Annotated in this window: 7 protein-coding genes; all 7 read left to right on the top strand. The window is 38.3% G+C overall.

Annotated features, from left to right (window positions below):
- The first annotated feature begins 26 nt into the window (after positions 1 to 26).
- Positions 27 to 9,854 carry a hemagglutinin repeat-containing protein gene (locus ACERCG_RS07625; RefSeq protein ID WP_373611443.1) on the top strand — a complete coding sequence of 3,276 codons (9,828 nt, stop codon included), beginning with the start codon at positions 27 to 29 and terminating at the stop codon, positions 9,852 to 9,854.
- Positions 9,854 to 10,186, top strand: a complete 333-nt coding sequence (locus ACERCG_RS07620; RefSeq protein ID WP_373611442.1) for a hypothetical protein — start codon at positions 9,854 to 9,856, stop codon at positions 10,184 to 10,186. The genes ACERCG_RS07625 and ACERCG_RS07620 overlap by 1 nt, the downstream gene beginning before the upstream one ends.
- 4 nt (positions 10,187 to 10,190) lie before the next feature.
- Complete coding sequence (locus tag ACERCG_RS07615) at positions 10,191 to 10,523, top strand: hypothetical protein (protein ID WP_373611441.1); 333 nt, start codon at positions 10,191 to 10,193, stop codon at positions 10,521 to 10,523.
- A 137-nt stretch (positions 10,524 to 10,660) separates the two neighbouring features.
- Positions 10,661 to 10,930: a hypothetical protein gene (locus ACERCG_RS07610; RefSeq protein ID WP_373611440.1), complete on the top strand. Its 270-nt coding sequence runs from the start codon at positions 10,661 to 10,663 to the stop codon at positions 10,928 to 10,930.
- A 2-nt stretch (positions 10,931 to 10,932) separates the two neighbouring features.
- The gene (locus ACERCG_RS07605) at positions 10,933 to 11,298 is read left to right on the top strand and encodes a hypothetical protein (RefSeq protein ID WP_373611439.1); all 366 of its coding nucleotides are present in this window, start codon (positions 10,933 to 10,935) and stop codon (positions 11,296 to 11,298) included.
- Between the two features lie 230 nt (positions 11,299 to 11,528).
- The gene (locus tag ACERCG_RS07600) at positions 11,529 to 11,912 is read left to right on the top strand and encodes a hypothetical protein (protein WP_373611438.1); all 384 of its coding nucleotides are present in this window, start codon (positions 11,529 to 11,531) and stop codon (positions 11,910 to 11,912) included.
- 464 nt (positions 11,913 to 12,376) lie between these two features.
- On the top strand, positions 12,377 to 15,394 hold a 3,018-nt coding region (locus ACERCG_RS07595; RefSeq protein WP_373611437.1), incomplete at its 3' end, for a hemagglutinin repeat-containing protein.

Below are 15,394 nucleotides of genomic sequence, written 5' to 3'. Positions count from 1 at the left end.
GCAAAAATGCTTTTTAAGGATTTATTATGAACAAACAATGTTTCCGTGTGATTTTCAGCAAAACGCTACAACGTTTAGTTGTGGTTTCAGAATTAGTCAAAAGCGAAGGAAAAGCTGAAAGCGAAGGCTTAGCAAGCGGTGCAATTTTGCAAAAAATTTGCAGTTTAAGACCGCTTGTATTTAGCCTATTCTGTGCGTTAGGTTTTGTTTCATTTGCTGAAAATGCGTTAGCGGAAACCTTGATTATTCGAGCCGACCAATCCGCCCCGAAAAACCAGCAGCCGATTATTCTCTCCACCGCCAACGGCACACCACAAATCAACATTCAAACCCCGAATGATAAAGGGCTTTCCCACAATAAATATTCGCAATTTGATGTTGCCGAGAAGGGGGCAATTTTAAATAACAGCCGCACTAACACCCAAACTCAACTAGCAGGGCAAGTGACAGGCAACCCTTATCTTGCACGAGGCGAGGCAAAAGTGATTTTAAACGAAGTCAATTCCAATAAGCCCAGCGTAATGAAAGGCTATGTGGAAGTGGCGGGCAAAAAAGCCGATGTGATTATCGCCAACCCAAGCGGTTTACATTGTGAAGGCTGCGGTATTATCAATTCAGACCGTGCAACCTTTGCCACAGGCAAACCGCAGATTAACAACGGCAATTTAGATAGCTTTGTGGTGGAAAAAGGCAAGGTAACAGTATCGGGCAAAGGAATGGATAACAGTCGAGTGGATTACACGGAAATCATTGCTCGAGAAACACAAGCCAATGCAGGGATTTGGTCGAAGAAAGAAACCACTGTTATCACGGGCAAAAACACCGTCAAGCGGTCAGATTCTGACAAAAAATTGCAAATTATCAGCACAAAACAACCGCTTGCAAATGAGGCAAAACCACAGGTGGCGATTGATGTGGGCGAGTTGGGCGGGATGTACTCCGGCAAAATTCACTTAATTGGTACAGAAAATGGCGTGGGAGTGCGAAATGCCGGACATATTGGGGCGAGTGCTGAAACCCTGCAAATTGATAGCCAAGGTCGAATTGTCAATACCGGTACACTTAATGCAGCTAAACCAGTTACTTTAACGGCAAGTCAAGGGATTGAAAACAAAGGCAAGATTGAAAATAAACAGGGCGATATCACGCTAAATACTGCCGCTGATATTAAGCAAGACGGCTCTATTGTTGCTCGTCATGGTAATATCCATAAAACAGCATCCTCCCAAATTACCCAGAATGGAGAATCTGTCGCTAAAGGTAGCATTACCTATCAAGCACCTAAAGTGAGAGCTTCAACCCAATCACTTATTGCTGCTGGTGTGGAAGTCAAAGATACTGCACAAGGTGAAGTGCGTTCTCTTGAACCCCATTCTGCTCAAGGAAAAGATATTACGGTTTCGGCCACGACAAAAGCAGCCTTACAGGGAAAAAATATTGCTTCAGGTAAGATCAATGTTCAAGGTTCAGAAATCGATCTTGATAATAGCCAAGCTTACGCTTACTCTGTGAATGTGTCCGCTCATCAAGGTCACATTCAAGCGAATAATGCAACGTTGATTGCAGATAAAACCCTATCATTAAGTACACCAACCGAACTCCAAACGCAACAAAGCTACCTTAAAGCAGAAAAAATCACTTCTCATCAAGGTTCGCTCAATACACAAAATGCAGTGTGGGAACAGACCGGCACGGATGAACTGAAAATCTCGGTCAATGATCAACTTAAAAACCAAGGTGGTACCTTTAAAACACAAGGTGATTTAACTATTCACTCCCTGGGAATGGATAATCGACAAGGTCGATTATTGGCAAAAGGTAAATTATTTGTTAATGCTGGAACACGTCAAATTGATACGACAAATGGCGTAATGCTATCTAATCAGAGTCTTTCGATTAACTCTGGTGAGGTCATTAATGATGAAGGTTTAATTCAATCTAATCAAAATGTTGCTATTAATACTCAGGGACAAAACCTATCTAATAAGCAGACTTTAACAGACACTCAAGATAAAGGGATTGTAGCACTTGGTAAGCTGAATATTCAGTCTGCAAATATTATCAACCAACAAGGGCGTATTGTCAGTGTAGGGAATCAAACTCTTAATGTTACAAATATCGATAATCAACAAGGCTTGATTTACTCTCAAGAAAATTTGGCTTTAAATGCTAAAAACCTCACTAATGATCAAGGGGGAATTCGTTCTGCTAAGCAGGCAGATATGACATTATCAGGTAATTTCAATCAGCAAAATGGTACTCTCCAAGCAGAGAGATTAAACTTAACTGCAAACTCACTGAGTTCAACCAATCAAAGTTTAATTTTTGCTGATAATCTGGATATTACAACATCAGCAGAATTAAGTAATAAAGATAGCCGAATTATTTCGAAGTTTGATGGCAATATTAAAGCAGGAAGTACGTTAGATAATACGAGTGGAACTATTGGTAGCAAGCAAAGCTCTTTAAAGATTGATACTAATAATCATAGTCTAGAAAATGAAAAAGGAAGTATTGTTGCTGCTAAAAATATTATTATTAACAGCGGAGTTATTGAAAACAGTCAGGGCTTAATCTCTGCAAATAACATTACGCTCAATAGCAATAGTCAATCAATTAACAATCAAGATACACTATTGGAAAATCAGAGTGATAGAGGAATTATCGCTCAGAATGCATTGACGATAAATACAGGCTCTCTGAATAACAATAATGGCAATATTCTTTCACGAAAAAATAGTACAGTAAATACTACGTCACTCGTTAATAATCAGGGGGAAATGCGTACACAATCACAGCTTAATTTAAATACCAATACACTCTTACAGAATACAGGTTTAATTACTGCGAATATTGTCAATTTAGTTGCTGATTCCATTAAATCAAACAAACAGAGTGAAATCAGTGGTAATCAAGTGAATGTGACTGCACAAACCCTTAACAATCAAGGGAGTAAATTGATTGCACAACACTCAGCACACGTTGATGTAAAACAAGGGATTCAGAACCAAAATGGTGTACTTGCTAGCCTCGGGGAAAGACTGACTATTAATAGCAACCAATCTGATCTTAATAATGTAAAAGGTCTTATTTCAGCACAAAATGGTACGCTGAACTTAGATGCTAATACTCTTAATAATCAACAGGGGGCTATTCGTGCAAAAACAGCAGGGGTTACAACATTACAAACCTTAGATAATCGCAATACGCTTTCAGACAAGCATCAAGGTATTGTAGTAACAGATTTAACCTTGAATGCTAAACAACTTGATAACCAACACGGGCAGATTACAGTCTTGGATCAAGCTACACTTCAAGCCTCTAATATCCAAAATCAATCAGGTGAAATTCTAGTGGTTAATGATGGTTTGTTGAAGGCAAATAAAATCAATAACCAAGCAGGTCAAATTTTTTCTACATCTGCTAATTTAACTATTACTACACAAACAGCACTAAATAATCGACAAGGAATAATTGGTGCAGAAGATAAGCTTACATTGATGACCAAAGGTTTGGGCAACCGACAAGGTAATATCACCTCATCAAATCAGTTAGTAATTAATACTGCTCAACAACAGATTGATAACCAATATGGTCTAATCTTCTCTAAAAATCAGGCTAGTATTCGTTCAGGTGAAATAAATAATCAGAACGGTCTTATTCGTGCAGATAATTCACTCTTAATTGATGCTAACCAAAATATGATTGATAACCGGAATACTCAAGATGTAGCAAAAGGGATTATTGGATTGGGTAGTGTGGTTTTACAAGGCGTAACAACTCTGCTTAATCAACAAGGTAAGCTCTATGGTGGAAGCGAGCTTAACATTACTGCTGTAGAGAGTACACAAAATCAGCAGGGCATTATTCAAAGCAACGGTAATTTAACCTTATCTACCAAAGCACTTGATAACCAAGAAGGTAAGCTCTCTTCTTCTAGTGCAAATATTAATGCACAGACAATCAATAACCGTGCGACATCTCATAATGGTTCACTCATTTATGCAGATAAATTAACACTTAATACAGAGCAACTGGATAACCAAAGCACAAAAGCAAAAGGTAATACTCCGACACAAGGTATTCAAGGGAAAGACATTTCTTTAAAAACCTCATTATTCAATAACCAACAGGGGGGCGTTTATAGTTCGAATAATGTCTCTATAACTTCAAATAATCGTTTGGATAATCAGGAAGGGGAATTATTAGCTGTTAATACAGTAAATGTATTAAATAGTGGTAATTTAACAGTAAATAATGATAAAGGGCTAATTCAAGGTAATAAAACCGTTAATTTAAATGCAAAAAGCTTGTCTGAAGGAAATATTAGAACTAAAGGTGACTTAAATATTACTTTAAAAGATAGCTTTATTTTAAATAATGCTTTTGAAGCCGGCAATCTCACTCTTAAAACAGATGGGAATTTCACTAATAATACTGAGCAGACAATTGCGAATAAAATGACAATTTCAGCAAATAACATTGTGAATAACGCCAATTCAGAACTTTCATCAAATGAGACAACACTTAATTCAAAGACTTTAACGAACCGAGGTTTAATTGACGGGGTAAAAACTTTAATCAATAGTACTACTGTAACAAATATCGGTACAGGGAAAATCTATGGCAATCATGTGGCATTTAATTCCTCTGTGGTCGAAAATTTAGCTGAAACGGTAGATGGGGAAACTAAAGCTGGTACGATTGCTGCAAGAGAAAGATTAGATTTTGGTGTTGAAAAACTGATTAACCGTGATCACTCACTGATTCTTAGCTTAGATAAACTTTCAATTGGTGGACAATTAGATAAAAATCATCATGCAACAGGTAAAGCAGATTTTGTAGATAATGGGAGTGCAACTATTGAGGCTCTTGGAAACGGTAAAATCAATACAGTTCAGTTATTAAATCAAGATCTCTATGTAAAAACAGGGATTGATACTAAAGTTGAAAAAATAGTTGAGCATGCATTAGGCAAGAATTCCGACCGTTATCGAGAAGGACGAGACGGTTATTATAATGTCAATAATGGTTCGAGAAATCCATATTCTTATTTTCAATTAAAGAATGGTACGAGAATTGAGGGATTTGGTTGGTATTCTTGGTTTTATAATCAAACAACGAATACAACGACACTAGAATATACGGATCCAGCTAAAATCTCTATAGGTGGTTCATTGGAATTAGATGGGGAGAATCTACATAATAAATATAGTCATTTATTAGTAGGTAAACAACTTTGGCTAGGAGATACTGTTTTTGATAAAAATACTCAAAATGGTTCGCTAGATGGAGGTAGAGTAAAACTTCATAATGAAGATATTATAGGTGAAATTAATCGTCAAGATAATGGCACTTATAGAATTGAATACCGTGTTCGTAAGAAAAAAGGAAGAAAAGGTCATTACCACTACCACCATAATGGATTGGAATATGGACCTTATGATCACCCAGTTGAACATTTTTCATTTAATCGCGTACTTAATACTATTGGTACTCCAATTACATCTAATGCAGCTGTTGATGGTAAAACAAAAGTAAAAGATATTCAGCTAGATACCGTATCGGTCGTGTCGAATAATGTAGATAAACTGAATGCGATTTCTATTAGTAAGATCCCATTAGACTCTTCTATTGGTACCAATACAGAAATTACGCTTACTCCGACTATTGATAATCATAATATTATCAGTTCAGGACAAGTCATAGCTAAATTACAAACAACTATTGATAAATTTGGCGCTGAGGATATCTCTAATATGACTATGCCGATGGTAAAAACTCATCTTCCAGATGTTCGTTTACCACAAGCCAGCCTTTATAAAATCAATCCAGATTCACCAAACGGTTATCTGGTCGAAACCGATCCTAAATTTACAGACCGCAAACAATGGCTTAGTTCAGACTATATGTTTGAACAGCTTCGCTACAACCACGATAACGTGCATAAACGTTTGGGTGATGGTTTCTATGAACAGCGTTTAATTAACGAACAAATTAATCAACTGACTGGCAGACGTTACATTGAAGGTTACTCTAACGATTTAGAGCAATACAAAGCCTTAATGAATAATGGAGTGAAATACGCTAAAGAATTTAACCTTGCTGTTGGGGTTGGTTTAACCGCAAAACAGATGTCCGAACTGACAACAGATATGGTGTGGTTAGTGAATAAAGAAATCACACTGGCTGATGGGCGAAAAGTAACAGCCCTTGTGCCACAAGTTTATTTGGTTGCTCGTAATAGTGACATTACTTCCCGAGGTGCAGTGATTTCAGCCAATCAAATTATCGGTAATGTTGATAATCTCCAAAATAGTGGCGTGATTGCAGGACGGGATTTAACCCGAATTCACTCAAATCAACTGGAAAATCGAGGCACGATTTTGGGCGATACGGTGGATTTATCGGCTAAACAAAACCTCATCAACTTAGGCGGTAAGATTGAAGCGGTGAAAGATTTATCCCTTTATGCAGGCAAAAATCTCGAAATCAGCTCTACCCTCTCATCAAGTCAAAGTGCTGACGGCAATTTTGCCCGCACGGTGTTAGACCAACTCGCTTCGGTAAAAGTCACCGGTGAAGGTGGACGTTTAACTTTACATAGTGACGATAACCTCACGATAAAAGCCGCTAATATTGAAAGCCAAGGCAGCTTAAAAGCGACAGCAGACAAGGCGTTGAGTATTACTACGCTGAACGTAAGCAACAAAGAACACTACAACGGCAATGCGGATAACTACTATCGTTTAGACCAACAAAGTGAAATTGGCTCAACCCTAAGAGGTAAAGACGGTGTTCGCCTAGTTGGAATGGAAAATGCCACGCTTCGCCAAGCCACGGTGAACAGCGAAAACGGTGAAACCTTTATCGGCTCAAAAGGCGACGTGCATATTGAATCAGGCGAGCAATCCGAACAATTAGCCAGCAGTTCGAAAGGCAGTAGGAAAGGTTGGTTTAGTAAAACCACTGAAACCCGCCGTCACTATCACGATACCACGGAAAATATCGGCAGTGAGATAGACGGCAATAATGTCACGCTCTACTCGGAAGCTGGCAAAGTCGATATTCACGGCTCTGCGGTGGTTGCCGATAAGCAGCTAGTGATTGATAGTAAAGAAGGGGTAAATATTACCTCTGCCACCAACACGCATTATGCGGAAGATGAACAGATTAAAACGAAAAGCGGTTTAATGGGGACAGGTGGAATTGGTTTTAGTGTGGGCAAGAAGAAAGAACAGATTGAACAAGACCACACCCAACAAAGTGCGGCGCGTAGCCAAGTAGGGAGTTTATCGGGCGATACAATAATCCGCACAGACGGACATTACCAACAAACCGGCAGCGTCGTGACCTCCCGAGACGGTGATGTAGATATTACCGCCAAATCAGCCAACATTACGGCGGCACGTTCGGATTATGAAAGCAATTACAAACGCACGGTACAGCAAAAAGGAGTAACGGTTGCGATTAACCACCCCGTAATGTCGGCAGTTAATGCAGCAGAAAAAGCAATGAATTCCTTACAGCAGGCAGGAGAAAGCCAAAACAACCGAATTAATGCTCTTTCTGCTGTAAATGCGGCTTGGGATTCATTCAGAGCCATAGACGCAGGATTATCAGCTCTAGGGTCTATACAAGGCAATACTTTTTCTGATTTTGGTATTTCTGCAACTTACGGGCAACAAAAAAGTGTTTCTACAAGCCAAAGTAAGGGTTCAACAATGGCAAGTAGTGAAATTAAGGCTGGTGGTAAGATTAATCTCTCTGCTATTGGTAATGGCGAGCATTCTCAAATTAATGTTATTGGTTCAAATATTGCAGGTCGTTCGGGTACAAATTTAGTATCTGAGGGCAATATCAACATTGAAGCTGCTCAACAAACTCATCAAGAGCGTAGCAATAATAAATCGAGTGGTTTTAATACTGGAGTAACAGTGAGTACTGGGGGTATTGGATTTACAGCTGGGGCAAACTATGGAAAAGGATACGGCAATGGTGATGAAGTTACCTATACCTATTCTCATATTGGTAGTGCAAATAGCCAAACAACAATCCATTCAGGTAATGATGTAACCCTAAAAGGTGGACAAGTTTCAGGTAAAGGTGTTGTATTAACTGCGGATAACTTGCATATTGAAAGTGTACAAGAAACACTTGATTACGACAGTAAACAGAAAAATGTTTCAGGCTCTGCAACTGTGGGAGTTGGGGCATCTGTTTCTGGTAGTTACGGTTCTTCAAAAATGAATGCTCACTATAAAAATGTGGTTGAACAATCAGGTATTTATGCGGGAGATGATGGCTATCAAGTCAATATTACAAACCATACGAATTTAGTAGGTGGTGTGATGCAATCAACGGATAAAGCGGAAAATAATGATAAAAACGTCTTCTCAACAGGGACGCTTGAGTATCGTGATTTGAAAAATATTTCCAACTACAATACAGAGGGCTACTCATTAAATGCTGGTGTTTCAATGGATGGAGATTTCCGTATTCCATTCGGAAATAATGCAAGTTCTGTTTCAAATCCGACTCAAGAAACACAAATTCCTACAACTGCAGAAGATGAGAAAGTTATTCAAACTATTGAAGGAATGGGTGGAACAGCTATTTCTCAAGCAGAGCTGGAAAAATCGGATACTGAAAAAGAGCGTAACACTGGTGTGAAATTAGATGGTTTAGCTGGTGTATTTAATCAAGGTAATTGGGGCGTAGCAAAAGCCCTAGCAGCAAGTACCTTAGGCGTTGTTAGCCGTGATAGTAATGAAACAGGTGTCACAACAAGTAGCATTAACACAAAAAATATTGTGATTACGAAAGGTAATGAGAAGGAAAATAACGCCAAAATAGCGGATTTAAATAAGGGCAATATTCATCAATCCGTAGCGAAAGTTGATATTGAAAGAGTTAAATCTGACTTTGAGCGTGATTTAGGCGTAGCTAAGGAGTTTATGGAAAACCTTTCTGCGATTGGCGATAAACTTTATTACGACGTGGAGAAAAATGAAAAGAATATTTTAGTGAAATATAAACCAGAAAATTGTACTGATCCAAGCTGTTTAAAATCTTTTGAGCTTGATATGGAAAAACTGAAAAATAGAAAGCTAACTAAAGATGAAGCAGAGCTAGTTTCAAGAATGTATGTTCACGGTATTTTTAATATGAATGATAATGAGCGAATTGAGGGAGGAATTTTATATGGTGGTTCGGATGTACTAAATAATTCTTCATTAATTGTAAGAAAGCCTTATGCAGGTTTAACAGAAGAAATAACCTTCACTGTCTTTGAGCGTTTACGAGCTGGATTTAATTTACCAAGTGTATTTGGTGCATCTAACGCAAGCCGAGATCAAGTAACTATTTGGAATAAATTAAATGAATATAATCCAAATACTGAAATAGATCTAAAGCATATTGCACATAGCTTAGGTGTATCAAGTACGAAGAATGCAATGAATTGGGCAGATTATCAAAAAGTAAGTTTAGATAACTTAAATGCAAATTTAACGGCATTGGGAACATCTTATCCAATACATAGTGATTTACAAACAGGTTATTTTGACAAAGCAAAAGGACTGTTTGGAAAAACGAAATTGGATTATTCAATTGCTCCAAGAGATTGTGTTGGTACTTGTTTATTGATTGGTAGAACACCATCTACGGCAGAGAATAAGGATGTTGGTATTCCAATTATTGATCTATTACTACATCACGGAAGTTATATTAAAGATGAAAAAGTATTAGAGTTCTATGGTAGAGAAAAAGAGGAAGGAATTCTTAAGGATATTTGGAATAAAGGTGAAGATCAAAAGCTAGGACCTCTTTATAAAAATTTGGAGTCTAAATAATGAAAATTATATTCAAAAAATGTTTATTTCTATTTTTTATTTCTATGTTATCTAGTTGTTTGACTTTTAGAGATGTATCAGGATTAGGTCCTAATCCTGAACCTGTCTATTGGATAAAAGATATAAATCAACCTAAGTATGCAGCGTATAGGGATTTTAATGAGTGTAGCTCTAATATAAGCTCAACAATCAGCGACAATCAGAAAGGAAAGATTATAGCAGACTGTATGTATATCAAAGGTTATAAGTTTAAGGCAGAATTTGGTTGGTGTATGAGAAATCACCTTAAAAACACATATATTTGCCAAAATAAAGATAAATATTCTAGGTAATGCTATGTTTAATAACTCAAAAATGAGGTTCTGCTATAAACCTTATGCAGGTTTAGCAGAAGAAATGACATTCACTATTTTTGAACGCTTAAGAGCAGGGCTAGATATACCAAGCGTATTTGGGTCTTCAAATGCAAGCCGAGATCAAGCCACGATTTGGGATAAGCTCAATTTATACAATGCAAAAAATCCGTATGAGAGAGTTTCGTTAGATCACGTTGCACACAGTCTAGGAGCTTCAAGTACGAAAAATGCAATGAACTGGGCTGGTTATAAAGATATAGATTTAAATGAAACTACTCTAAAAGGCTATGTGGCGGAACTTCCTACCCAATAACAAATAAAACGATTGGAGGAAGATTATCATTTAGTTTATATGATAAAGGCTATGCAGAAAAAGCGGCATCTCTGTTTAGAGATGGAGAAGTAGCTTACGCTGCTGCCCCTAGAGATATAGTCGCAACAGGAATTGGATTGCCGTATCAAATTGGTAGCTTTAGTTTAGGTATAGGTAATACAGATACAACAGGCAGTAATTGGACAGGAATACCAATATGGGGGATTATCGCAGGGGATCATACAAAAGCGTATTATCGTGATGAGGATGTAATTAGATTTTTAGCAAGGAATGAAGATGAATTTAATCGTATTAAAAATTATCAACATAAGGTATGGGAAAAAATGAGACCCAAAACTCAAAGTGTTCCTTTAAATAATTCTATACCTGAGTATAAAGGAGAATAAAAATGAAGAAAATTGCATTATTTATACCTTTATTAACAGGTTGCTATTTAGCAAATGGTTCCCCAAGTTCAACTGATTACTGGGTAAAAAATGGAAAACAAATCACTTATAATGAAATCTTAAATTGCGATAAAAAGGTGTATCCTAGCTTAGGAGATAGATTTGAGTACTTACACCATAAGCTTAAATATAAAAATCCTAATGATTATAGGGAAGAGTATTCTGAATATTCAATGTATTTTAACAAAGCTAGACCATTAGTTAGTAAATGTTATTTTGACTTAGGCTATAAATTCACTGCACCATATTATTGGTGCATAGCTGAAAGCAATATGGAAACTTGTAAAATCAATCAGAAATATCGTTGATTTAGTATGGTGAAAGCTATTTTGAATAATACTTATGCTAGCACTAGCATCCACGCTAGTGCTATTTAATATGAGTTACAAGCGGTTAATTATGTTAGGTATTTTGCAAACTTTTGCGGTAAATCAACCGTTTGTTTTGGTACGAGCGAGGACGCTCGCACCATCGGGGGGAAAAGGAGGAATTAAAATCGAAACATAGATGTAAAACATCAAATTAAGGAGAGTAAAAAATGAGATTAATAATTTTATCTTTATCATTATTAATTTTAGGTGGTTGCTATTTGGCTAATGGGTCTCCACAAGCTACAACCTATTTTTTAAAAAACTCAAGGCAAATATCATATGATGATATGAAATATTGTACAAATAAGGTTTATAAAAGTTTAGGAATTCGTTTTTTGTCCTTAAGTAATAAAGGTAAATCAGAGGGATTAGCTAATATGAAATATAATAATCCATCCGAATATCAAGAATACTCAAAGTATTTAGATTATGCTGAACCGATAATTAGTCAATGTTATTTTGAATTAGGATATAAATTCACTGCACCTTACTATTGGTGTATTGCTGAAAGTAATATGGAAACTTGTAAAATCAATCAGAAATATCGTTGATTTATTATGAAGTTATTCTGAATAATACTTATGCTAGCACTAGCATCCACGCTAGTGCTATTTAATATGAGTTACAAGCGGTTAATTATGTTAGGTATTTTGCAAACTTTTGCGGTAAATCAACCGCTTGTTTTGGTACGAGCGAGGACGCTCGCACCATCGGGGGAAATAAATAGATGAGAAGAACATTTTATTTTGTAATATTAAGTTTATTTCTAACTTCATGTGCATTTTACAATGCAAAAACGTATGTTGGGTTCAGTAGAGAATATATAAATTCTTGGAAAAATGGAGCTGCTCCAGCTACATATTCTGTTTTTTCAGAATGTAAAAGATTTGATAACGGAGATAAAGGTATGTTTGAATGTTTATATAGTAAGGGATATAGATTTAAACCAGCTGTGGGATTCTGTTTATTTAGCAATTCATGTCAAGTTGAATCATTATATACAAAGTGATTAGTAATGGATAGCTTTGATACACTAAGAATATTTGGGGTTTCAAATGCAAGCCGAGATCAAGCCACGATTTGGGATAAGCTCAATTCATACAATGCAAAAAATCCGAATGAGGGAGTTTCGTTAGATCACGTTGCACACAGTTTAGGAGCTTCAAGTACGAAAAATGCAATGAACTGGGCTGGTTATAAAGATATAGATTTAAACGAAACCACTTTAGACCACACCCAACAAAGTGCGGCTCGTAGCCAAGTGGGGAGCTTATCGGGTGATACAATAATCCGCACAGACGGACATTACCAACAAACCGGCAGCGTCGTGACCTCTCAAGACGGTGATGTAGATATTACCGCCAAATCAGCCAACATCACCGCAACGCGTTCAGATTATGAGAGTAATTATAAACGGACGATGGAGCAGAAAGGGGTGACGGTTGCCGTTAATATTCCTGTGGTGCAAGCGATACAAGCGGTCGAAAAAACCGTAAATTCTGCAAAATCGGTGGGTAGCAGTAAAAATGACCGAATCAACGCATTAGGGGCGGTGAATGCTGGTTTTGAGGCGTGGCGAACCGCAGAGCAAGTGGGCAAGTTAGTCGACGCGATGGGGCAAAACCCAGCACAAGCCCTCAGCCAAGATGTGAGCGTATCGATAACCTATGGCGAGCAAAAAAGTGTCGAAACCCAACATAGCGAAGGGAACAAGGCAGAGAAAAGCCAAATTAACGCCGGAGGTAAGGTAAATATCAACACCAAAGGAGACGGCAAAAACTCGACCTTAACGATTGCAGGTAGTGATGTCTCAGGCAAAGGAGGTACGCATCTGAAAGCTGAAGGCGATGTGAATATTTTAGCCGTGGATGAAAACCACCTTGAACGGAGTCAAAACAAATCGAGTGGTTTTAATGCTGGCATAGCATTACAGCTTGACAACACAGGCAGTGCAGCACTGGGCGTAACGGCAGGTGGTAACGTGGCAAAAGGCTATGGCAACGGTGAAAGCCGAGCTTGGGTGGGCAGCCAAGTAGGAAGCCAAACTAGCCAAACGGAAATTGAAAGTGGAGGTGATACGAATATTGTCGGTTCACAAGTCAAGGGTAAATCTGTCAAAGTGAATGCAGAAAATCTCAATATTCAAAGCTTGCAAGACACAATGAAGTATGTGGGTAAGCAAGAAAGTGCCAACGGACAAGTGACGGTGGGCTATGGCGTTTCAGGCAGTGCCAGTTACAGCAAATCGAAAATGAATGCCGACTATGCTAGTGTCAATCAACAGGCAGGGATATTTGCGGGGGATGAGGGTTATGACATTGATATTGCCAACCACTCGGATTTAAAAGCTGGGTTAGTAACCTCAACGGACAAAGCCGAAGCGGAAGGTAAAAACCGTTTCAGCACAGGCACGCTGAATGCCACAAACTTGGATAATCATGCTAACTACAAAGGCAGTAGTATGGGAGTAAGTGCGAGTGCAGCGGCGAATTTTGATACGCCATTGGGAGATAAAGGTCAAGCACAGAGTTCAAAAACAGTCAAAGATGAAAGCGGAAACCAAGTTTTAGCCAAAGGTGTAGCCTCATTACAAACCGGGCTGAATGTAGGTTACGGTTCGGATAAAGGCAGTCAATCCAGCCAAACAACATCCGGCATTAACACCCAAAACCTGATAATTCGAGACGAGCAAGCCCAGCTTGATAAAACAGGCAAAACGACAGCACAAATAAAGGAGGAGGTAAAAACCGATATTACAACAGATAGTGCTGAAAGCCATTCAGGTAAACTTGAAAACCGTTTTGACAAAGATAAGTTGCAAAAAGAGCTGGATTATCAGGTAAAAGCCCTAAGCGATTTCCAAACCATCACGCTGGCAACTATCAATGAAAAAGTTGCCACTCACGCAGAAAGTAAACGGGTAGAGGCAGAACAAGCCAAAGCCGCAGGCAATCTTGCCAAAGCCAAAATACTGGAAAACGAAGCGGAGAAATGGGAAACCGGTGGAGCTTACCGACAAGGTGTGGATGCGATTACCAACGCAGTAGGATTAGCCTTAGGTGGCAGCCCAACGGCAGGGGTAATAACGGGAGCGGTTTCGCCTTATATCAACACAGAAATTAAGCAGGCAACAGAGGGTAATACAGAAGCGAACCTGATAGCTCACGCCCTTTGGGGAGCGGTGGAAGCCTATGCACAAGGCGGCAAAGCTGGTGCAGGAGCGGTTGCAGCGGTAACAGGCGAAGTGGGGGCAAAACTTATTTCAGAGCAAGTGTTTGATAAATCCCCTGAAAACCTAACGGAAGCAGAGAAACAAACGGTGTCGGAACTCAGCCAAGTAGCGGCTGGGTTGGCTGGTGGATTATCTACAAGCGGAGGAAATTCCCTATCAACGGCTCAAGCGATGAAAACTGGGCAAGAGGTAGGGAAGAATGCGGTGGAGAATAATTCACTTGTAGTTGATAGGTTGAGAGAAAATAAAAAAGCAGATGCTGAAAAGTGGAAACTAAAAGTCAGAGAAAAAATTGGTCATAATACTGCATCACAGTTTATTAATGGTGTAATTGATGTTGTTGAGGAAGGTGCTGATTCAGCTTTATTCGTTGGAGATACAGTATTTGATACATTTGCTCTGTTAACTACTTGTGCTGTCGGCGATAGTTATTGTAATCAGGCAAAGATTGATCTAGCAGGAAAGAACCAAGCAGTATCAAATACATTAAATGCTTTGATGACGGGAGAATATTGGGAAGGTGTAAAAGCAGTTGCGAAGCAAGCTTATGAAGGGGATCAACAAGCGTTAGAGAATTTCTCTGGAATATTAACAGGGTTGTTATTGCCAACAAAAGTTTTACCTAATAATTCTAAGCTAGGTGATTTTTCTAGGAAAGCTCCAAATAGTATTAATGCGAGTAGTGATTTATCAGTAGTTGGAGAAACATTAGGTTATAAAACCATACATGTAGATTTTAATAAGTCTTTAATTAAAGGAAGTGATGAAAGTCATCTAGTTAATAACTTAGCAGCTAATACA

Source organism: Mannheimia sp. E30BD, from assembly GCF_041807785.1.
Lineage (GTDB): Bacteria > Pseudomonadota > Gammaproteobacteria > Enterobacterales > Pasteurellaceae > Mannheimia.
This window is presented reverse-complemented; position numbering and strand designations above follow the sequence as displayed.